We start from the raw sequence: 22,447 nt of genomic DNA, 5'->3' as shown, positions 1-22,447 counted from the left end.
AATATCTCAGCGTCTTTACTCGGTAAATCAAACTGCTCTTGTTCGTCCCCTGAATTGTCATTGTCGCATAACTCATATGGACTTACTTCTATGGTATCTGGTAGTGGGTTGACAATAATTAAGAAAGAGGTAACACTATAACACTCTGCATTATTTATATTCTCTACCCTTACAAATATTGTTTCATCATTTATAGATGAATTTGTATACAACTCAGGACTACTTATACCCTCCGTTGTACCAGCATCTGCTTCTGAATAAGATAAATAATAAGATATTGCAAGCTCTGCTTCTTCTTGAGAACCTATAGCTTCTTCACCTGCTATCGTAAGATCAAATTCGGCAAACCCATCATTTGAAACATCATCACAAACTGAGATGTTAGACGGTGTATTCGATTGAGGTACAGCACTAATAGTGACTACCATTGGAATTAATTCACTATTACATCCATCGCTATTTTCTTGAGACAGGTAATATACAGTTTCTCCAACGACACTAGTATCTATAGTTGGTTCACCAGGCAGCTGCGTTGTACCTGAACTATCAGAATACCATAATATAGTATGCTCGTCTAAGGGCTGAATGTTTAGAGGATCTACCGCACTGCCTTCACAATAAATAACATCACTTACTATAGGCGGCTCTACAAAACCTTCATCATAAATTATGGTTATCGTAGAAGAACAATACACAGAATCCCATTCATAAATATATTCACCAGCTTCAGAAAAACCTGATATACTTATATTATTTCCGTTTACATCACTAATTACCGTTGTAGATGGGTTATTAGAATCTGCTACCCAAGTACCTCCTCCTAAACTCTCTACTATAGCTTCTTCACCACAAAAGACCTCTATTGGTCCCTCTGTTAATATCCCAACATTAGCTGTAAAATTAATATCATCTAAAAAATTACCGACACTATTATCTCCTGTGCTTCCACTAACAGATTGAAATATAAATCGTGTAATGGGTTGGCCTGCAGGTACGGTATATGTTCCGGTATTGTAACTCCATGATGTATTTCCTGTTGAAACAGGTGGTCCTACATTAACATAGGGACCATTAGGTGGACCAGCCAATAACTGACATGTATCGGTTCCCATTCTTCCTCTATGTGCAAAACCATAATTGAAAACAGTGCCTTCTGGACTATCATAATCCTGGTATAAACCTGAAATTACATTTGCATTTAACTCTACAAATTGACTCCCTGAATAGGCTGGAACGTTTTCAAAATTAGGATCTGCCCATAATTCTATTTGACTATCTGATGCTGTAGTATTCCATCCCGGCATAACAGCATCATTTAAAAACAATGGATATATGCCTGCATTTACAGGTTCTTCAAAGTCGTTATTAACAGTTGTAACAATACATTCGTTATTACCATCTTGACTGTAAACAAAACCAATCGCAAAAAAAAGAAATAACGCAATAACAAAACGCTGTGAAACTACCATTAATTAATATTATTTTGATTTGTATAATTCTAACAAATTTCAAAAATAAATCATAAAACTTCTGTAAATATTGTTCCATATCATGGTGTTATCGTTTCAACAAGGTGGAATATGCATTGTACAATAAGGGTTTCCTTAAATAAAGGGCATTCTTTTTGCCTCAGTATTTTTTAATAATATGAATCACTCTAGCTACAAAAACTAGAAACAGAATGGTCAATCGTACAAGTTGACTTCTAATTTTTTCCTTTCCTTTTGATAAAAAATATGGATAATAAAACAGTTAGGTTTAAGGTAAGCGTACATTATTGATAATCTAGAAAATATATTATTACTTCCCGATACAGAAATTAGCAAAAATATTACCAAGTAAGTCATCATTTGTAATCTCACCTGTAATTTCACCAAAATGATATAAGGCCTGGCGAATATCTATAGCCAACAAATCGCCAGACAAACCAGTCTCTAAACCGTACTTTACTTTTTGAATCTCTTCAAAAGCCTTTAAAAGAGCATCGTAATGACGAGTGTTTGTTACTATAGTTTCGTTATTTCTTAAAGCACCTGTATTTATAAGATTTAATAAAGAATTTGTCAGTTGCTCAACGCCAAATCCTGTTTTAGCAGAAAGCAATAAAACATCTGCAATAGTAGTATTAATATTTGCCAATTGAGTATCATCCAATTGATCTATTTTGTTAGCTATAACCAATAATGGTTTTTGAGGGTATTTATTTCTTATCTTTTCAATCTCAATTCTTGCATCTTTAAGAGCATTTATATTTTTGCTGGCATCAAAAAGATAAATCGTTACTTGAGATTGCTCTATTTTTTCAAAAGTCTTTTTTATACCTATACTTTCAACCACATCCTTGGTCTCTCTTATTCCTGCTGTATCAATAAATCGAAAACCGATACCTCCAATGGAAATTTCGTCTTCAATAGTATCTCTTGTAGTACCAGCAATTTCAGAAACTATGGCACGCTCTTCATTTAATAATGCATTAAGAAGTGTGGATTTACCAACATTAGGTTCACCTACAATGGCTACAGGAATTCCATTCTTAATCACATTACCAACAGCAAAAGAGTCTATTAATCGCTTTAATACAAAAGTGATACGATCTATCAGTTCTTTAAATTGAGTTCTGTCTGCAAACTCTACATCTTCTTCGGCAAAATCTAATTCTAACTCAATTAAAGACGCAAAATTCAAAAGCTCTTCTCTCAACTTAGCAATCTCAGAAGAAAAGCCACCACGCATTTGCTGCATCGCAATTTGGTGAGAAGCTTCATTATCACTACTTATTAAATCTGCAACTGCTTCTGCCTGACTTAAATCTAATTTACCGTTTAAAAATGCACGTAAAGTAAACTCACCAGCATTTGCCATTCTACAACCTTGGCGCAAAAATAGTTGTATAATTTCTTGCTGAATGTAAGGCGATCCATGACATGATACTTCTATAACATCTTCACCTGTGTACGAATTTGGATTTTTAAATATAGATACCAAAACTTCATCTATGGTCTTGTTGCCATCAATAATATGACCTAAATGAATCGTATGAGTAGATTGATTTTTTAGGTTTTTACCAGAAACAGACTTAAACGTTGAAGTGGCTATCTCAATAGCGTCTTTACCAGATAATCTTATAATAGCTATAGCGCCACTACCAGATGGTGTTGCCAAAGCTACAATGGTATCGTTATGCATAGTTCTTTGCTTTGTTGCAAAAGTATTGCAAAATATGATATTGTTAAAAAGTAAGGTCTTCTATTTAAGATTTAATTCACAGTGAAATCTTAGAATAATCAGCATAGGTTATTATATTTGCTAAGCAAAAATTGAAAATGATAAAAATGAAAAAATTACTAATCTTATTAGTTATCGCACTTGCATTTGCAAGCTGCAAACAAAGTAAAGAATCAGAATACGTTATAAATGGTAATGCTGAAGATGTACACAATGGTGTAAGAGTACGTTTGGCTCAAATTAATGAAAAAGGAAAACAAGTTATAAAGGATTCTGCTGTTATAATGGATGGAAAATTTACAATTAAAGGTGCTGTTGAAGAACCTGGTGTATATTTTTTATCTGCTGACGGAACTCCAGGAAATGTGGTTTTTATGTTAGAAAACAGTAATATAAACATAGACTTTAACTCTAAAGCACCTATGGATTCTAAAGTTACTGGTTCTGAATCTAACAAAAGTTATGAAGATTTCCAGAACGGAATGCTCGTATTTAGAAAAGAAGGAGAAGCTATCATGACAAAATTTAAAGAGCTAGGACAAGAGCCTGCTCCTAAAACCAGAGATTCTATAAAGAAGGTTATGGAAGACATGAGACAAAGACAAATGGCTTACCCTCTTAGCTTTGTACAAGATAATAACGATAGTTATTTTAGTTTAAATCTTATTCAGTTAGAATCTAGCAGACCAACTTTTGATATCGTAAAATACAAAGAGGTTTTTGAAAGTTTTCCTACTCATTTAAAAGAATCTAAAAGAGGTAAGATTGTAAAACAAAGATTAGATGAACTCTACAAAAAATATGAAAAAATCGCTTATCTAGAAGTTGGCAAAATAGCACCAGACTTTGAGTCTAAAACACCTGAAGGCGAAACAGTGAGTTTAAAAGATTTAAAAGGAAAAGTAACTATTATAGATTTTTGGGCTGCTTGGTGTGGTCCTTGCAGAAGAGAAAACCCTAATGTAGTTAAGGTATATGAACAATACCATGATAAAGGATTAGAAATTATTGGCATCTCATTAGATGGTGCACCAAACCAAAAAGATCCTAAAAAAGCATGGCTAAATGCAATAGAAAAAGATGGATTAGAATGGAATCATCTATCTAGTTTAATGTACTTTAACGATCCTGTTGCTAAACAATACAACATACAATCTATACCTGCAACCTATATCTTAGATGAAGAAGGTAAAATCGTAGCAAAAAACTTGAGAGGCGCTGCTCTAGAACTTAAAATTAAAGAGCTTCTAGGTAACCCTTAATACCCGTACGTTTTTTATATAAAAAAAGCCTGCGCAATGCAGGCTTTTTCTTTTTAATGTAATTTGCCCGTTTTATAAAGCACAAATAAAATAATGATAGGAACGGCTAACAAACCTACATGAAGCAAGTCGGTTTCAAACAAACTAGGCTTTAAAATTAAAGTTACTGCATAGCCGCCTACTGCTCCACCAAAATGTGCATCATGGCCTATATTTCCGACTCTGTTTTTCATTCCATAAATAGAATATAGTAGATAACCTATACCAAATAAATAACCTGGTATAAAATTAATTCGCATATCTGGTTCTAATAATATTGCTGAGTACAAAACACCTGTAACAGCACCACTTGCGCCAATAGCACTATACCAAAACTCTTCCTTATGAAAATACAATGACAGCAAATTTCCAAAAACTAAACTTGCTAAATAAACAGTTATAAAATTTAAGTTTCCTAAATCTCGTATTACGGTGTGAGCAAAAAAGAAAAGCGTTACCATATTAAACAATAAATGCTTAGAATCTGCATGCAAAAAACCAGAACTAAACATTCTTATTTGTTCACCACGTCTTATACTACCAACATTAAATTTATATTTTTCAAAAAATAAACGATCATTAAATCCTTTAGTAGAAATTATAACATTTCCTACTATAATAACAATGGTTATGATATCTAAATTGTACATAAAACTCTAATCTTATAAATCAAATATAGCATATATTTGTAGTTGCAAAATTAACATACTTTCATGCAACTTATTGCCTATATTCTTATTTATCCTATTCTTTGGCTAATTTCTATTTTGCCGTTTAGATTACTTTATGGCCTGTCTGATATATTATATATCTTTCTTTTCAAAATTTTTGGATATAGAAAAACAACTGTAAAAGAAAACCTACGATTAGTATTTCCTGATAAATCTGAAAAAGAGATTGCTACACTTACTAGCAAGTTCTATCATCATTTGTGCGATCTTATTTTAGAAGCAATAAAATCGCTAAGCATTAAAGAAAGTGAGATGAAGAAGCGCTTCGTCTATAAAAATATTGAAAAATTTAAAGCCTTAGAAGCAGACAATAAAAGTGCACTACTAATGTGTTCTCATTACGCAAACTGGGAATGGTCTGTTGTACTTCAATGCTATATAAAACATAGAGGCTACGCTATATACAAGCGACTTAGAAACAAGCACTTCGATAAACTTGTAAGACGAATAAGAGCGAGATATAACGCGTATCTTATTACTACAAAAGAGACAATCTCTACGCTAACAAACCTAAAGTCTCAAAACATACTATTCATTGCCGGATTTGCAGCAGATCAATCTCCTAAAAAAAATAAAGCACATTATTGGAGATCGTTTTTAGGCATAAAAGCACCTGTAATTACAGGTCCAGAAATGATAGCTAAACGTTTAGATGTTCCTGTTGTATTTTTTAGAATAGATAAAGTAAAACGCGGATATTACGAAGCTACAATAGATGACGTTATAATGAATCCTAAAGATTTAGCGGAAAACGAACTTACAGATAGATACATAGACTACATCGAAAAGCAAATCTATGAAAAGCCTGAATTTTATCTTTGGACACACAAGCGCTGGAAACACAAAGACGACGTTCCTAAAGAGTTTTTGTAACCTAATCTAGATTAAACCAACCATCTACATTAGTCGCTGTACATGGCTTATCGATTAAAGATTTATGAATAAATTCGTTATTGCAACGAGAGTATTCATAGTCTTTAGCCCATTGCTCGTGATTTTTAGCTAAGTCAACAATACTATTACAAACATACTCAATCTCTTCATTGGTTGTTGTTGGGTGAATAGACATACGTATCCAACCTGGTTTGCGTACCAAATCTCCAATAGAAATCTCGTCTGTCAGCTCTTTAGACGTTTGCTGATCTACGTGTAATAAAAAATGTCCATACGTACCTGCACAACTGCATCCTCCACGAGTCTGTATTCCAAATCTGTCGTTTAGTAATTTTACACCAAGGTTGTAATGTAAATCATCGATATAAAATGAAATAACTCCCAAACGATCTTGATGCTGACCAGCCAAAATATTAATGTTAGAAACCGGTTGAAGCTTATTGAAGATAATATCTATAAGCTCATGCTCGCGCTCAAGGATATTACTAACTCCCATTTGCTCTTTCAGCTTAATAGATAAGGCTGTTTTTATAGTTTGAAGAAATCCTGGTGTACCACCATCTTCTCTGTCTTCAATGTTATCAATGTATTTATGCTCTCCCCAAGGATTCGTCCAACTTACAGTACCTCCACCAGGACAATCTGGTACCATATTATGATATAATTTTTTATTAAAAACTAATACACCAGAAGTTCCTGGTCCACCTAAAAATTTATGTGGTGAGAAAAATATTGCATCAAGTTGTTCTTCTTCATCTTCTGGATGCATATCTATATCTACATAAGGTGCCGAACATGCAAAATCCACAAAACACACACCTCCATGCTGATGCATAAGCTTGGCTGCTTTATGATACTGTGTTTGTATACCTGTAACATTAGATCCACCAACAATAGAGCAAATTTTTAATGTTCTGTCTTTATATTGTTCTAGTAATACTTCAAGATTATTTAAGCAGAATAAACCGTTATCGTCTGGTGGCACTACTTCTACTTTGGCAATGGTTTCTAACCATGAGGTTTGGTTAGAGTGATGCTCCATATGAGAGATAAAAACAACAGGTCGCATTTCATCTGGCACAGTTGTATAATCTCTTAGATTCTCAGGAATTTTTAGTCCTAAAATACGCTGAAACTTATTAACCACACCTGTCATTCCATTACCTGTAACGATTAAAACATCGTCTTCATTAGCATTAACATGGTCTTTTATTATATGTTTAGCTTTATGGTACGCTTTTGTCATGGCAGTACCTGACACTGTTGTTTCGGTATGCGTGTTAGCCACAAAAGGCCCAAACTCATTTAGTAATTTTTCTTCAATAGGTCTGTACAATCGTCCTGAAGCCGTCCAATCTGTATAGATTATTTTTTGTTCACCAAAAGGAGACACAAACGTCTGATTTTGGCCAACAATGTGTTTTCTAAATTGCTCAAAATAAGCTTCAAGCGTTGATGTATTATGTGTAGTTGCTTCAGAAATCATAATTTAAAGATACTAAATATTAGCGATAGCTTTTATTTCAGTAATAAAACGATCTGCTAAATCGTCTGCAGTTTCTTGCGACTGTGCTTCAGTATAAATACGAATTATAGGTTCGGTATTACTCTTTCTTAAGTGCACCCAATTTTCTGCAAAATCAATCTTTACACCATCTATGGTTGTTAATGTTTCGTGACTATAATTGGTTTCCATAGTCTTTAAAATAGCATCAACATCTAATTGTGGTGTTAATTGAATTTTCTTCTTACTCATGTAGTAATTTGGGTACGTTGCACGCAATGCACTTACTGATAACTTTTTCTCTGCAAGAAGACTTAAAAATAAAGCCACACCAACTAACGCATCACGTCCGTAATGTAACTCAGGATAGATAATACCTCCGTTACCTTCACCTCCAATAACTACCTTGTTTTTCTTCATTAATTCTACCACATTTACCTCACCTACAGCACTGGCTTCATAGGTTCCTCCATGCTTTTCAGTAACATCACGTAAGGCACGTGTAGAACTCATATTGCTTACAGTATTCCCTGGATTTTTGCTCAACACATAGTCGGCACAAGCTACCAAGGTGTATTCTTCACCAAACATCTCACCTTTTTCATCCATAAACGCCAAACGATCTACATCTGGATCTACCACAATACCAAAATCGGCATGCTCTTTTACCACAGCTTTTGCTAAGTCGCCCAAGTGCTCTTTTAAAGGTTCTGGATTATGTGGAAAATGGCCAGTTGGCTCACAATATAACTTTACAGGTTCAACACCTAAACGCTCTAATAATAAAGGAATAGCAATACCTCCTGTTGAATTAACACCATCTACTACTACTTTAAAATTTGCCGCTTCAATAGCCTCTTTATTCACCAATGGAAGGTTTAAAACTTCATCGATATGCAAATCTATGTACGCATCATTTTTAGTAATCTTACCAAGATCATCAACCTCAGCAAAAGTCATATCGTTAGATGCAGCAATATCTAGAATCTTCTTGCCTTCTACTCCATTTAAAAATTCACCTTTATGATTCAATAATTTTAAAGCATTCCATTGTTTTGGGTTATGGCTTGCTGTTAAAATAATACCACCATCTGCATGCTCCAATGGCACAGCAACCTCAACGGTAGGTGTTGTAGACAATCCTAAATCTATAACATGAATTCCCATACCAATTAAGGTATTCATAACTAAACTCTGAATCATTTCGCCAGAAATACGTGCATCTCTACCAACCACAACTCTATAGTTTTCCTTATTGCGTTGTTGTTTTAGCCAAGTACCATAAGCTGCAGCAAATTTTACAGCATCTATTGGTGTTAAATTGTCCTCAACAGCACCACCAATTGTTCCACGAATTCCTGAAATAGATTTAATTAAAGTCATAGATTTTTGATTTTGAGCAAATATAATATCTTAGAGACGCTTTAGAAATGATTTTTGAATTTTGTTATTACGAATTCGTAAATTCGAGCCTATGAATTTTCTAGCCCACATTTATCTATCTGGAGACGACGAGCTCTTAACCATCGGAAATTTTGTTGCCGATGGTATTAGAGGCAATAAATACAAAACTTACCCTAAAAAAGTTCAGGCTGGTATTATGTTGCACAGAGCTATTGACACCTTTACAGATGCGCATCCTACTTTTAGACAAAGCACTAAACGTTTGCACAAAAACTATGGCCATTATAGCGGAGTTATTGTTGATATTTTCTATGACCATTTCTTAGCAAAAAACTGGAAAAACTATTCAAGTATAGCTTTAGATAAATATGTAGACGATTTTTACCATAGTCTTAATAAAAATTTTGAAATTTTGCCAGCTAGATTCAAACATCTAACTCCAATAATGATAGAGCACAATTGGTTAGTAAGTTATGCCACATTAGATGGAATTCAAAATATTCTTAATGGAATGAATCAACGCACAAAAGGCAAATCTAAAATGAATGAAGCAACTAATGAGTTAAAAGAGTTTTACTCAGAGTTTGAAAAAGATTTTACGTCATTTTTTCAAGAACTTCAATCATTTGCAATTACTAAAAAAAACGAAGTAGAAAAGCAATTTAAAATATGAAGCACAACATAATCTTACTTATAGCATTTCTATGCCTTATTGCCTGTAAAAAAGAATCTAACAAAAGTATAAGTCCAAAAGAACAAAGAGGAGTTATTGCAGAAAAAGCAATGGTTGTTAGCGCCAGAAAAGAGGCTTCTGAGATTGGTGTACAAATTCTAAAACTTGGTGGTAATGCTTTTGATGCTATGATGGCAACCGAAATGGCTTTGGCTGTAACCTATCCTTATGCTGGTAATCTTGGTGGTGGTGGATTTCTGGTTTTTAGACTAGCTGATGGCACAAAAGGCGCATTAGATTATAGAGAAAAGGCTCCACTGGCATCGACAAAAAACATGTATCTCGATGACAATGGTAATGTGATTAAGAACTTAAGCACTGTTGGCAGCATGGCTATTGGAGTTCCAGGAACAATTGCAGGTATATTTGAAGCCCAACAAAAATATGGTAAGCTCGATGTAAAAACCGTCTTAAAACCTGTTATAGAACTAGCAAATAACGGCTTCGTTGTTACCAAAAAACAAGCAAAACGATTTGCTGAATACGATAGTATTTTCACTGCCGTAAACAAAAAGCAAATACTATTCAATAAATCTATTAAAGCTGGAGATACACTAAGAAATATAGCTTTAACTCAAACGCTTCAGCGCATTTCTGATCATGGAAGAAATGAATTTTACACCGGAAAAACTGCTGAAATACTCGTATCATTTCTTCAATCTGAAGGCAGTATTATTACACTTGAAGATTTAAATAAATATGAAGCCAAATGGCGAAATCCTGTAACTTTTGAATATGACGATTTAACCATCACCAGCATGTCTCCTCCATCCTCTGGCGGTATTTGTTTAGGGCAAATTATGAAAATGATTGAACCCTTCGATTTAAATGATTATGGTCACAACGCTTTAAAAACCATTCAGGTTATCGTCGAAGCCGAAAAGCGTGCTTATGCAGACCGAAGCTACTATTTAGGAGATCCAGATTTTGTAGATATCCCAACAGAAACTTTATTGAGTGATGTCTATCTTCAAGATAGAATGAATAATTTTTCATTTGAAAAACCGACTCCTTCAGATGACTTGTCACATGGTAATATTGTTGGTTATGAAAGTGATGAAACCACGCACTACTCTATCGTAGATCAATTCGGTAATGCCATTGCTGTAACCACGACACTAAATGGTGCTTATGGTTCTAAATTGTATGCTGAAGAATTAGGTTTCTTTCTTAATAACGAAATGGACGACTTTAGCAGCAAGCCTGGCGAACCAAACTACTTTGGCCTTATTGGTGCAGAAGCTAACAGCATTGCGCCAGAAAAACGAATGTTGAGTTCCATGACACCTACTATTGTAGAAAAAGAAGGCGAACTCTATATGACGGTTGGCACACCAGGTGGATCTACAATTATAACCTCTGTATTACAAACTATTCTAAATGTGCATGAGTTTGGACTTACAATGCAAAATGCAGTAGATGCTCCGCGTTTTCATCATCAATGGTTACCAGATGAGATACGAATGGAGCCAAATGTTTTTGATAACAAACTCATTAAAGAATTAGAAGCATTAGGCTACACCATCAACTTAAAGCGCTCACCTGTTATTGGCAAAGTAGATGGTATTTTAATTTTAGATAATGGCACATTAGAGGGAGGTGCAGATCATAGAGGCGACGATACTGCTGTTGGTTTTTAACATTGTTTTTAAATTTTCAATTTAAGGATATCGTATCTTTAGCTACATCAATCAACTAGTAACCACCATTAAAACCAACCAGATATGAAAAATCACATTGCAATTGTAGCGCTATGCGCTTCTATTTTCTCATTTTCTCAAGGCACACAATTATTAAGACAACCTACACTTCATGGAGATGATGTGGTCTTTGTATATGCCAACGATCTTTGGAAATCATCTCTAAATGGTGGCACAGCAATACGATTAACCAGTGATGAAGGCTATGAGTCTAATCCTCATTTTTCTAATGACGGAAAACTAATTGCCTTTACTGCGCAATACGACGGCAATGTTGATGTATTTGTTATGCCTGCTGAAGGCGGAGAACCTAAGCGTCTTACCTATCATCCTGGTGGTGATTTTGTGCAAGGATGGACACCAGATGGCAAAGTATTATTCCGATCCGGAAGAGAAGCACAGCCAACCATGACCAATAAATTTTTTACAGTCTCTACAGATGGTGGTTTGCCAGAAGCTTTAGATATTCCCAGAGCTGCCTACGGAGAAATATCTCCAGATGGCAAACATCTCGCTTATACTCCTATTACAGGTTGGGATGCTGAGTGGAGAAACTATCGTGGCGGACAAGCAATGCCTATTTGGGTTGTAGATTTAAAAACAAAAGACCTAGTAAGAACATCGCAACCAACAAAGGAGCGTCATTTAGATCCTGTATGGTTAAACGGACTGGTATATTTTATGTCCGAACGCGATTACACCATGAACATCTGGTCATTTAATCCTTCAACTAAAGAAGAAAAACAAGTAACTTTTCATAAAAAGTTTGATGTAAAAAGTTTAGATGCGAGTGATGATAAATTGATTTACGAACAAGGTGGTTATCTTCACGTTTTCAATCCTTCAACAAACAAAACAAAGCAATTAAATATTGATGTTAAAGCAGATCTCAATTTCTACAGAACAAAATGGGATAATGTTTCTGCCAGACAACTAATAAATCCTAATGTTTCACCAACAGGAAAGCGTGCTATTTTTGAACATCGTGGTGAAATCTTTACCGTACCTAAAGAAAACGGTACATGGAAAAATATTACCAACTCGCCTGCTGTTGCAGATCGTAATCCTATATGGTCACCAAATGGTGATAAAATTGCTTGGTTTTCTGACAAAAGTGGCGAATACCAACTAATGCTGGCAGACCAAAATGGTGATAATGTCGAAGCGATTTCGTTGCCAAATCCAACGTTTTATTTTCAACCAGATTGGTCTCCAGATGGTAAGCACATTGCCTATACAGACACACATTATAACGTTTGGATTATAAATCTTGAAACTAAAAAAACAAAAAAGATTGATACAGATCGATATGCACATCCTAACCGTTCTATGAATCCTGTTTGGTCACCAGACAGCAAGTGGATAGCATACGCAAAACAGCAAGATAACCATTTTAAAGCCATTTTTGCTTACAACATAGACTCTAAAAAAGTGATTCAGATTACAGATCCTATAGCTGATGCCATTACGCCAGTTTGGGATGAGTCTGGGAAATACTTATATACGTTAGCAAGTACGAATTATGGATTGCAAAGTGGTTGGTTAGACATGAGTAATTACGATCCTGCAGCCAATCTTACCAGAAGTTTATACGCAGTTGTTTTAAGTAAAGATGACAAAGCTCCTAACCTTCCTAAAAGTGACATGGAGGAAGAAAAGAAGGAAAATGATGACAAGAAAGAAGATAAAAAGGACGATAAAAAATCATCTGATAGTGTTACGGTAACAATTGATGAAGATGGTATTTTCGATAGAGCTGTGGCGCTAAACTTACCTGAAAGAAACTATATAGCATTACTAAAAGGCCCTAAAAACAATTTATTTATTGCTGAGGACATTCCTAATGCCAGCGGACTAAAAGTACATTCTTATGATGTTGAAAAAGAAAAAGCTTCGGACTTTGCTGAAGGTGTATGGGACATGGTAGCCTCTAACGACAGAAAATCTATTTTGCTTTCTCAGAATGGTAATTGGGTACTAACAGGTACCTCTGCTCCACCAAAACCTGGAAAAGACAACTTAAAGATTGATATCAAAATAAAGTTAGATCCTAAAGCTGAAGCACATCAAATTTTTAAAGAAGGCTGGCGCTACATGAGAGACTTCTTATATGTAGATAATGTGCATGGTGCTCCATGGGACGAAGTATACAAATGGTATGCACCTTGGATAGACCATGTACGTCACAGAACAGACTTAAACTATGTTGTAGATATAATGAGTGGTGAAGTTGCTGTTGGACATTCTTATGTTTCTGGTGGAGATTTCCCTAACGTAGACCGTGTCGCTGTTGGGTTGCTAGGTTGTGATTTTGAAAAAACCAATGGCAACTTCAAAATTTCTAAAATTTATACTGGTGAACGTTGGAATCCTGATATTGATGCTCCTTTGGCAAAACCAGGTATTGACGTTAAAGAAGGTGATTACATCCTAGCAATTAACGGAACTGCATTAGATAGCAAAACCAATCCTTATGCTTTGTTAGAGCAAACTGCAGGCAGAGAAATTACCTTAATGGTAAATTCGCAACCAACACTTACCAATGCTCGTAGCGTACTTGTAAAACCTGTAAGTAATGAACGTAGCTTAAGAAGTATCGATTGGATTGAAGGCAACCGTCGTAAAGTTGATGAACTATCTAATGGTAAACTCGCTTACGTCTATGTACCAAACACTGGTGGCGGAGGTTTTACCTCTTTCAATAGATATTATTTCTCTCAGCAAGATAAAAAAGGGGTTGTTATAGACGAACGTAATAATGGAGGTGGTTCTGCGGCAGATTATATGATGGATATTATGTCTCGAGAGATTTACGGTTACTTTAACAGTAAAGCTGGTGATAAACGTCCTTGGACCACACCTATTGCTGGTATTTGGGGACCAAAAGTAATGCTAATTAACGAGCGTGCTGGCTCTGGTGGAGATTTACTTCCATACATGTTTAAAATGAGAAACTTAGGTCCATTAATAGGTACAAGAACTTGGGGAGGACTCGTTGGTACTTGGGATACACCTGCATTTATTGATGGTGGACGTATGGTAGCACCTCGTGGTGGTTTCTATGATGTGAATGGAGAATGGGCTGTAGAAGGTGAAGGTGTGGCACCAAATATTGAAGTGATTCAGCATCCTAGAGAAACTTCAAAAGGAAATGATCCTCAATTAGAACGTGCTGTACAAGAAGCTCTAAAGCTTTTAAAAGACAACGAATTTGAACTAAAACCAGAACCAAAAGCACCTGTACGCTGGAAACGTCCTAACGGTTATAAATCTGATAATTAACAATACAACTCATTACGAGTAATGCTGTTCTCAGACAAACTATAATGTTTCTGAAAATTAATTACTCGTAATGAACAATAATATTACAATGCCAAAAAACTTAAAGACTAAACGTATATTTAAAATTATTGGAGGAATCATCATTTTCTTCACACTACCTACTCTACTTTTTTATGGTTTTATGTACATTAAGTACAATGAAGATTTACCTACCGGAAAGCTAGGCACTGAGGCAGACGAACTTGCTACAACCATGCTAAGCGCGTTAAACGAAGAAGCATATCTCAATACTGATTATATAGAATGGACCTTTAAAGGTAAGCACCATTACAAATGGTACAAAACGGATGATACCTGTGAAGTATCATGGGATGCTATGACAGTAATTTTAGATTTTAGTGATGCTGGTAACTCAAAAGTCTTTGCTGGTAAACACGAATATAATGGCGTAGAAAAACAAGAATATATAGACAAAGCCATAACGTTTTTTAATAATGATTCCTTTTGGTTAGTGGCACCTTTTAAAGTGTTTGATAATGGTACTGAACGCAGATTAGTAACAACAGAAGATGGTAAAAAGTCCTTGCTTGTAACGTACACCGAAGGTGGTACTACTCCTGGCGATTCTTATCTATGGCATTTGGATGAAAACGGACTACCTAAAAGCTTTCAAATGTGGGTAGATATTTTGCCTATTGATGGTCTTGAAGCATCTTGGGATCAATGGATAACTACCGAAAGTGGAATCAAGTTACCAACCTCCCATAAATTCTTAGTTTTTGAATTAGATATGGGAGAGGTAAAAGGATTGAAATTTTAAGATTCTATTACTTAGAACGCTGCCCAACAAACTGCTGGGTTTTCAGTTTAAATAACACATTAAAGCTCGTTAAGCTTCCATAGCTTCTGGTAATGTATTGTTGTAAATCTATCTTTTCTTGCTCTTCAAGATTACTAGAGTTTATCTTTTGCTCCATAACGCGCAAGCGATCACGAACCATTGTTATCTTATGAAAGAACTTATCTATAGGTAATTCACTAGGTTTTAAATTCTCGTCTCCTGGTTGCATTATTAGCGTTCCGCCTTTCCATTTATCTGCAATAGTGACTACTTCTGATACGTCTGACCATTTTTTAAGAATGTCTTTCAGGCTTTTTTCAACTTCATAAAAACTTACTGTATCTACATCATCTTCTGCGGCTTCAATAATTTCGAAGTCTTCATCTAACTCTATTGTTTCTAATCCTTTGTCTATAAACGTTACCCAATAGTGCTTTGATGTAACATTAGTTACTACTCCTTTTCCGTGTTCTGTATGGTTAATGCGAGATCCTATTCCTAATAATTTCATTATTGATTGTGTTTTGTTATTGGTGTAACAAGTATACTAAATCTCTGTTAGATTTCTATGACATGCTATTTATAAATAAACAACTATGAAAATATACTTATGTTCTTTTGTCTTGATACAAAACCCCTCGATAATGCTCAGGAAAGACTTCAAAAAATCAACCCTGTATTAGTGTATTCATTTGTGCATTTAATTTTCATGTACTTAAGAGAATATTAGCATAGAGCGTATTATTAAGATTATTTAGTCATTAAATCTGAATATACTGTTTGGGTTTTTATTTAAAATCTACTACTTTTAAACATCCTCTTTAACCAATCTATTTAATAGCCGTATCCTAAAACAATATAAGATATGGACTACCACATTACTTTCTGGAATTTAGAAAACCTCTTTGATATTGAGCACTCTCCCAGGCGCACAGAGAAGCTACAACGTGCTATTGGCAGTGATGTTAAAGGTTGGGGACCTACAGAGCTTAACCAAAAACTAGAGCAACTAAACCGAATTATAATTCAATTGAATGCTGGCAATGGTCCTGATATTTTGGGAGTATGTGAGGTTGAAAATGCCCACGTGCTTCATCTGTTGATTCAGAAAATGGGTGTTTTAAATCGGAATTACGCCTTAGTACATGACGACTCGGATGACAAACGTGGTATTGATGTGGCTTTTATTTATGATGCTGATGTGTTTACTGTTGAAGAAGAAAACGGTGAGCCTAAGGTATATGACCATTTTGTACTAAGAAGAACTGCGACCAGAGACATTCTACAGGTTAATTTTTTAACCAATCATAGCCAAGGCCAACAGCGTTTGGTATTGATTGCTAATCACTGGCCTTCTCGTAGTGGTGGGCAGTATGAGTCTAGTGGATACCGCCAGATTGCTGGTGAAACGTTGAGTTATTTCCATCAGCGTATTAGAGAGGTGCATGGTGATGATACTCCGGTATTGGCCATGGGTGACTTTAACGATGAGCCTTTTAATGAGTCGTTGACACGTTTTGCACTAGCTTTGCGCAGTAGAGCTCGCGTGGTGCGTGGTCGTATTCCTTATTTTTTGAACTTAATGTGGCCTTTAATGGATTATGGTACTGCGAGCTTCTACTTTGGGAATCAACCCAACATGTTAGATCAGTTTTTGGCTAATGAGAATATGCTAAAAAGTAACAACCCTATTAAGATAATACCAGACTCTGTGAGTATTGAGCGTTTTGCAGAAATGATAAAACCTGGTGCTTATGGTATTCCTAAGCATTTTGGTGGTATGGGTAAGAAGATCCTTCTTGATGGTTATAGTGACCACTACCCTATTTCTGTAAAACTAAAGGAGTCTTAAATGGTTTCTCTTATGGTTATATAAATAAAAAGACATCTTCGTCTTTGAATGCCCTTTTTGCTTCATTCTGTTTTATAGCTGAAACATCATTATTACCTTCTTTTTGTATTGGCTTACTGTGTGGTTTTAGCCACTGTAGTCTTAATTTTTGAAATGGATTCATAGCACTTGTTTTTAACGTTACTAAAGATACGTTGCAAAAAAGGATTTTGGATGTCTTAAATGTTTAGTTTTTAAATATTTAGTGTTTTATTAACATTAGACAGCCAATGAAAACAATAATGAAGTGTAAGTCACTAGTCTTTATAACTAATACGCTTACGGATACCACCACTGGCACGATGAATAATAACATCTGCATTGTAACGTTTAGCAAGGGTTTTGGCTTTGCGTATCGCAGTGCCTTGCTTATGATGCTTGGATGTAATGCGTTTATTACCTTCTCTACGTACTGCCCAGCCCTCTTGATAGGGTACTACGTGTTGGTGCCATGTACGCTTGGGTGTATTGTGATACCCTAAGACTTTTAGAATAGCGCTTATTAATTGCTGAATAGCATTGGTTAAGGAATTTTGCTTAGACATTGTAAGTTTGAGCTATAAGCGTAAATTTAGAAAATAAAAGCTTACTAATATTACTGCTTTTGTCTTTCCTTTCTTGTTTGCTTTTGGGTGGTATTAACGAAGAGTCTTGTTTTGATGAATTGATTGAGCACAGGTATGGCCTATATATCTAACCTGTCGTACACTAAAGACTTGTAGCTTTCTCCTATTGGTATGCGCTCTCCGTTAATTACAATTCGGTTTTTTTGGATGGAATTGATCTTATTGACATTAACTACAAAGGAACGGTGTACTCTGATAAAGGTGGTTTCTGGTAGCTTGGCTTGTATTTCTTTAAAATTCATTAAGGTGAGTACTGACTTGCTGGTACCATTATGAATTTTTAAATAGTCCTTAAGTCCTTGAATGTATGTGATATTCTTTACTTCTAACTTTATATTTTCGTATTCTGACTTTACAAAAATAAAATCATCTTTTGTACCAGACTCTACACTTATACTGCCAGCTGATGAGATATTGAAAGATGTTTGAATGTTATTAAGCTTTATCATCTCTTTTACTCTGTTTACAGCTTTTATAAAACGTGGAAACGGTATTGGCTTTACTAAATAATCTACAGCATTGAGATCGAAACCTTCTAAAGCATATTGTGGATATGCTGTAGTGAAAATGAAATATGGTACTTTTCCTTCTAAAGATTTTACCAAATCTATACCGTTGATATTTGGCATTTCGATATCAGAGAATACTAATTGTATGCTTTGGGTATTGATAAACTCTAGTGCTTCTATAGCGTTTGTAAAAGTTTTTAGCACTTCTATACCTCCTAATGCTTTGCAATAAGACTCTACAACGTCTATTGCCAAAGGCTCATCATCTATAATTATACATTTCATTGCGTGTTAAGGTTTAGCGTTAGGTTGACTTTGTAATAATGCTGATTAGAGTCTATTGACAGGTTATGTTGCTCACTATAAAGATACTGCAGTTGACTTTTTATATTTTCTAGACCTATGCCTGAGTTTTCTTTGTCTTCTTTGTGTATGCCTATATTGTTCTTTACATAAAAATGAAGCTGATTCTCAATTATTTTTATCTTAATGTCTATGAAGGTTTTTCCTTTGTAATCGGTTCCGTATTTAAAGGCATTTTCTATAAACGTTATGAGTATTAACGGATAGATTTTAAGCCCTTTGGAATTGCCGTGTATGTTGATTTTTACGTCTTCGCTGTTTTTGATTCTGAGTCGTTGAAGTGAGATATAATTTTGAATATAGTCTAGCTCCTTTTCTAATGGTACTTCCTTGTCGTTGGCTTCGTACAACATGTAACGCATTAACTCTGAAAGTGTAATCACTGCTTCGGGCGCATCGTCTGATTTACGTCTTACTAAAGAGTAAATACTGTTAAGTGAATTGAACAGAAAGTGTGGGTTTAATTGATTTCTTAAATATTGAAGTCTTATATCTGTCTTCTCGTGCTCCATTGCTCTTGATATACGTTCTCTTTTGTAAAAATCTACTACCAAGGCATAAATTCCGCCCAGTAAATACACTGTTAATGAAAAAACTGCTGGTACTACATACCGCATATTGAGCATAGGTCTTGGTCCATTGGGTGGCTTACGAAAAGGGAATTGATGGGCACTATCTAAAAAATTAAATACTAAGGCTTCTGTAAAATAGTTGTAAAGCAACAAAAACAAAAAGGACACTAAAATATACAATGCTACCTTACGTTTTAAGAGTAAAAAAGGGACAAACACCAAATAGTTGGTGTAAAACAAAACTGGTCGTAAAAGTTGTTTTACAAACAAATTATTAGGAATTACACCTATATCTACATATGTGATGAGCAGTGGAAATAAACTGAGTCCTACCCATACAACAATATGAATTATAATAATTTTACTTTGAAGTTTTTTCACAACACAATTTTGACAAAACTAGTATTTTATAAAGGCTGAAAAGCTATTTTGTTTGTAATTAACTCTTCTTTAGTAATTAACGGTATTTTCTGTCTTTGTAACTTCTGTACAACCAGCTGTGCTACTTGTTTGGCATCTTTTTTAGAAGCAAACCGTTGCTTACCATGTACTGCTGGCAGATAGTCTTGCTTTATATATAAAATGTCATTCTTAAAAATTTTATACAACCAGTTGCCGTCTTCCTTAAGGACTTCTATACTATAACTTACATTATTGTCTTTTGCTTTTGAAGGTTGCGGATTACTCAACATAAACCCTATACTAAATACCAGTACTATAAAACCAAGGGTTATAAAAAAGCCTATATCGTTCTTGTTATTCTTTCTCATAAAAAAAACTTTAATTATCTGGATAGTGAGTGCCGAGCGCAAAACAAAAGTGCAGTCGCCCGGACACTACCATCCGCTATTAATCTAGTATTAACTTAGATTAATAGCCATCAATCAAATTTAAAAACCAACTATTAATTGTCGTCATCGTCTTGCTCTTGATTTGGATAAAACTCCATGAAATCATCAAGATATAAAGTGCCATTTCTACCAAGCCCTACAAAAGCTCTGGATCCATTATTAAAGGTAACAGCATCTCTCCTTGCATAGAGTTCAAAACCTGTCTTTTCCTCCCATTCTTGGGTGTTAGGGTCATATTCATACACACTAGATTGGCTACCAGAATAATCTCCACAAGCCACATAGCCTTTGCCATCTATAGTAAATGCTACAGCGTTAGAACGTTGTACATAATCATCGTCGTCATCATCTACATCTACTAAGGCTGTCCATGTTTCGGTATCTAAATTAAACTTCCAAAAATCTTCTTCATATATACCATTACTTACACCTGCAACCAGATATACTTCATTGCCAATGGTAAATGTGGTACCTTCTCTACGCTTATCTCCACCAAAGCCAAAGATTTCTTCCCATGTATCTGTATCTGGATTGTATTTCCAAAAATCTTTTTTGTCGCTACCGTCATAACCTGTGCCGACATAACCATAAGTGTCTGATCCAAAACCAACAGCACCATAGCGTGCTGATCCGCCAAAATCTGCTATAGCTTCCCAAGTATTGCTTACTGGGTTGTATTTATAAAAATCCTCTAACTCTTCATTACTATCTCCATTGTATCCTGTACCTATGTAGCCTTCTTCTCCAATAGTAAATGCTGTTGCAGAGCTGCGCTCTATACCAGGATAATCTGCAAGTTGCTGCCATGAGTTGGTATCCATATTATAGCTCCAGAAATCGTTATAATAATCATCTCCATCGTAACCTGTACCCATATATCCTACATTACCAATAGTAAATGCGGCAGAGCTACTACGTGCCTCTTCGTTAAAGGTTGATACCTTTACCCAGTTACCATCTAAATCTGAGCTGTCATCGTCATTATTACAACTACTAAAGGTTATAAATGCTGCTGTTAAAAGCATGAATAACATCCATTGTTGGTTATTTTTTGTTTGCATCATTTTGTTTATTATTTATATTAAAATTTAATCCGAAACCTACCATAAAGCCATCATCAGCTTTGAAATTGTACATTGTATTGTCTGTATCTAAAGCTTTAATCTTCATTGCTGTTGAAGTTGTATAGCCTACTTTAAAAAATGAAAACCAATTGTTATTAAAATCGAAATGATATCTTAAGCTTGACTGTAGCGCTGTAAATTCGAGATATGAGTCTGTTACTTCTGCTGCTAGATTATTATCGTACAACGGCTGATTATGCATTGTGTATATAGATTGTGGCGCTAATGTAAAATCAAATTTGCTTTGATTGTTTAGCCTGTAATACAATGCTGTTTCTGGAAAACCCAGCTTGTAACTCAACTTTTCGTTTACTGTGTTAAAGTAACTTAGTGTAGGATATATTCTTGGTGCTCCTAATTGTGTTCCGTATGCCAAACCTACAGTAACGTAAGAGGGTTTGGTTTGTTGACCAAGCAATCGTTTTACTTCAAATTTAGATTCTAAAACAATTGCATTACTACGCAAAGACGTTGCTAAGGTAGATGCTATCAATGGCGAAAACTCCATACCCAAAGACCATTGATCATTAATATTGTAGTTGTAATTCATCAATAATTGTATTTGATGAAAATCTCCATAAGCCATTAGTTCTGGAGACCATGTGTATGTATCACTATTCAACATGGTGTATGTGTAAGCTGCTCCTACACCTAGCTCTCCATTAGGCACTGCAAATGCTGTATTAAATGCAAGTCCTTTAGTATCCAGGTCTACAGAATTTAATGTAGGATACAGATCATAGAAAAGATTTAAAGAGGTTTCTGTTTCCAAATCTTGTGCGGCAACTGCATTGATCATAGCATTGACAACTATAATATGTAATATGATTTTTTTCATCTTAGGCGAACATACTACCTAATCCTAATTGGATTAATACGAAATAGACTGATCCGTT

20 protein-coding genes are annotated in these 22,447 nt (G+C 35.0%); 7 read left to right on the top strand and 13 right to left on the bottom strand.

The window, feature by feature from the left end; translation table 11 throughout:
* Nucleotides 1-1,469: immunoglobulin domain-containing protein (locus P7122_RS15135; protein ID WP_437130095.1), on the bottom strand; the 1,469-nt coding region annotated here is incomplete at its 3' end.
* A gap of 331 nt (nucleotides 1,470-1,800) precedes the next feature.
* On the bottom strand, nucleotides 1,801-3,186 hold the full coding sequence (gene mnmE / locus P7122_RS15130) for a tRNA uridine-5-carboxymethylaminomethyl(34) synthesis GTPase MnmE (RefSeq protein ID WP_278006643.1): 1,386 nt from the start codon (nucleotides 3,184-3,186) through the stop codon (nucleotides 1,801-1,803).
* A gap of 146 nt (nucleotides 3,187-3,332) precedes the next feature.
* Between mnmE and P7122_RS15125 the strand changes: the two genes are divergently transcribed.
* Nucleotides 3,333-4,487 carry a TlpA disulfide reductase family protein gene (locus tag P7122_RS15125; protein ID WP_278006642.1) on the top strand — a complete coding sequence of 385 codons (1,155 nt, stop codon included), beginning with the start codon at nucleotides 3,333-3,335 and terminating at the stop codon, nucleotides 4,485-4,487.
* A gap of 53 nt (nucleotides 4,488-4,540) precedes the next feature.
* On the opposite strand, the gene P7122_RS15120 is transcribed toward P7122_RS15125, so the two are convergent.
* Nucleotides 4,541-5,176 carry a rhomboid family intramembrane serine protease gene (locus tag P7122_RS15120; RefSeq protein WP_278006641.1) on the bottom strand — a complete coding sequence of 212 codons (636 nt, stop codon included), beginning with the start codon at nucleotides 5,174-5,176 and terminating at the stop codon, nucleotides 4,541-4,543.
* Between the two features lie 63 nt (nucleotides 5,177-5,239).
* Here P7122_RS15120 and P7122_RS15115 point away from each other — a divergent pair, with 63 nt between their 5' ends.
* On the top strand, nucleotides 5,240-6,130 hold the full coding sequence (locus P7122_RS15115) for a lysophospholipid acyltransferase family protein (protein ID WP_278006640.1): 891 nt from the start codon (nucleotides 5,240-5,242) through the stop codon (nucleotides 6,128-6,130).
* A 1-nt stretch (nucleotide 6,131) separates the two neighbouring features.
* On the opposite strand, the gene P7122_RS15110 is transcribed toward P7122_RS15115, so the two are convergent.
* Both P7122_RS15110 and glmM read right to left on the bottom strand, forming a co-directional pair.
* Nucleotides 6,132-7,637: an aminotransferase class V-fold PLP-dependent enzyme gene (locus P7122_RS15110; protein WP_278006639.1), complete on the bottom strand. Its 1,506-nt coding sequence runs from the start codon at nucleotides 7,635-7,637 to the stop codon at nucleotides 6,132-6,134.
* Between the two features lie 12 nt (nucleotides 7,638-7,649).
* Nucleotides 7,650-9,038, bottom strand: a complete 1,389-nt coding sequence (gene glmM / locus P7122_RS15105; RefSeq protein WP_278006638.1) for a phosphoglucosamine mutase — start codon at nucleotides 9,036-9,038, stop codon at nucleotides 7,650-7,652.
* A 91-nt stretch (nucleotides 9,039-9,129) separates the two neighbouring features.
* Here glmM and P7122_RS15100 point away from each other — a divergent pair, with 91 nt between their 5' ends.
* The 4 genes from P7122_RS15100 (at nucleotide 9,130) to P7122_RS15085 (ending at nucleotide 15,594) form a co-directional block, all read left to right on the top strand.
* A complete protein-coding gene (locus tag P7122_RS15100; RefSeq protein WP_278006637.1) occupies nucleotides 9,130-9,732 on the top strand; it encodes an acyl carrier protein phosphodiesterase in 603 nt (200 codons plus the stop codon).
* Nucleotides 9,729-11,432, top strand: coding sequence for a gamma-glutamyltransferase (gene ggt, locus P7122_RS15095; protein WP_278006636.1), 1,704 nt, complete (start codon nucleotides 9,729-9,731; stop codon nucleotides 11,430-11,432). Before P7122_RS15100 ends, ggt begins: the two co-directional genes overlap by 4 nt.
* Before the next feature lie 84 nt (nucleotides 11,433-11,516).
* Nucleotides 11,517-14,774: a S41 family peptidase gene (locus P7122_RS15090; RefSeq protein WP_278006635.1), complete on the top strand. Its 3,258-nt coding sequence runs from the start codon at nucleotides 11,517-11,519 to the stop codon at nucleotides 14,772-14,774.
* A gap of 70 nt (nucleotides 14,775-14,844) precedes the next feature.
* The gene (locus P7122_RS15085; RefSeq protein ID WP_278006634.1) at nucleotides 14,845-15,594 is read left to right on the top strand and encodes a hypothetical protein; all 750 of its coding nucleotides are present in this window, start codon (nucleotides 14,845-14,847) and stop codon (nucleotides 15,592-15,594) included.
* A 7-nt stretch (nucleotides 15,595-15,601) separates the two neighbouring features.
* On the opposite strand, the gene P7122_RS15080 is transcribed toward P7122_RS15085, so the two are convergent.
* Complete coding sequence (locus P7122_RS15080; RefSeq protein WP_278006633.1) at nucleotides 15,602-16,126, bottom strand: DUF8685 domain-containing protein; 525 nt, start codon at nucleotides 16,124-16,126, stop codon at nucleotides 15,602-15,604.
* A 354-nt stretch (nucleotides 16,127-16,480) separates the two neighbouring features.
* On the opposite strand from P7122_RS15080, the gene P7122_RS15075 reads away from it, so the two are divergent.
* Nucleotides 16,481-17,467 (top strand): endonuclease/exonuclease/phosphatase family protein, encoded by a 987-nt coding sequence (locus P7122_RS15075; RefSeq protein ID WP_278006632.1) that lies wholly within the window; start codon nucleotides 16,481-16,483, stop codon nucleotides 17,465-17,467.
* Nucleotides 17,468-17,483: 16 nt separating this feature from the next.
* On the opposite strand, the gene P7122_RS15070 is transcribed toward P7122_RS15075, so the two are convergent.
* The 7 genes from P7122_RS15070 to P7122_RS15040 all read right to left on the bottom strand — a co-directional run bounded on the left by P7122_RS15070 (nucleotide 17,484) and on the right by P7122_RS15040 (nucleotide 22,389).
* Nucleotides 17,484-17,630: a hypothetical protein gene (locus P7122_RS15070; protein WP_278006631.1), complete on the bottom strand. Its 147-nt coding sequence runs from the start codon at nucleotides 17,628-17,630 to the stop codon at nucleotides 17,484-17,486.
* Between the two features lie 133 nt (nucleotides 17,631-17,763).
* Nucleotides 17,764-18,051, bottom strand: coding sequence for a DUF2188 domain-containing protein (locus tag P7122_RS15065; RefSeq protein ID WP_278006630.1), 288 nt, complete (start codon nucleotides 18,049-18,051; stop codon nucleotides 17,764-17,766).
* Between the two features lie 140 nt (nucleotides 18,052-18,191).
* Nucleotides 18,192-18,926, bottom strand: a complete 735-nt coding sequence (locus tag P7122_RS15060) for a LytR/AlgR family response regulator transcription factor (RefSeq protein ID WP_278006629.1) — start codon at nucleotides 18,924-18,926, stop codon at nucleotides 18,192-18,194.
* On the bottom strand, nucleotides 18,923-19,957 hold the full coding sequence (locus P7122_RS15055) for a sensor histidine kinase (RefSeq protein ID WP_278006628.1): 1,035 nt from the start codon (nucleotides 19,955-19,957) through the stop codon (nucleotides 18,923-18,925). The genes P7122_RS15060 and P7122_RS15055 overlap by 4 nt, the downstream gene beginning before the upstream one ends.
* 26 nt (nucleotides 19,958-19,983) lie before the next feature.
* Nucleotides 19,984-20,346, bottom strand: a complete 363-nt coding sequence (locus tag P7122_RS15050; protein WP_278006627.1) for a DUF4907 domain-containing protein — start codon at nucleotides 20,344-20,346, stop codon at nucleotides 19,984-19,986.
* 134 nt (nucleotides 20,347-20,480) lie between these two features.
* On the bottom strand, nucleotides 20,481-21,491 hold the full coding sequence (locus tag P7122_RS15045; RefSeq protein ID WP_278006626.1) for a Kelch repeat-containing protein: 1,011 nt from the start codon (nucleotides 21,489-21,491) through the stop codon (nucleotides 20,481-20,483).
* On the bottom strand, nucleotides 21,472-22,389 hold the full coding sequence (locus P7122_RS15040) for a DUF6268 family outer membrane beta-barrel protein (RefSeq protein WP_278006625.1): 918 nt from the start codon (nucleotides 22,387-22,389) through the stop codon (nucleotides 21,472-21,474). The genes P7122_RS15045 and P7122_RS15040 overlap by 20 nt, the downstream gene beginning before the upstream one ends.
* Nucleotides 22,390-22,447: the final 58 nt, after the last annotated feature.

The sequence above is a fragment of the Winogradskyella marincola genome (genome assembly GCF_029624125.1).
Classification (GTDB): Bacteria; Bacteroidota; Bacteroidia; order Flavobacteriales; family Flavobacteriaceae; genus Winogradskyella; species Winogradskyella marincola.
The sequence above is the reverse complement of the archived record's forward strand: the minus strand, read 5'-3'. Positions and strand labels throughout refer to the sequence as shown.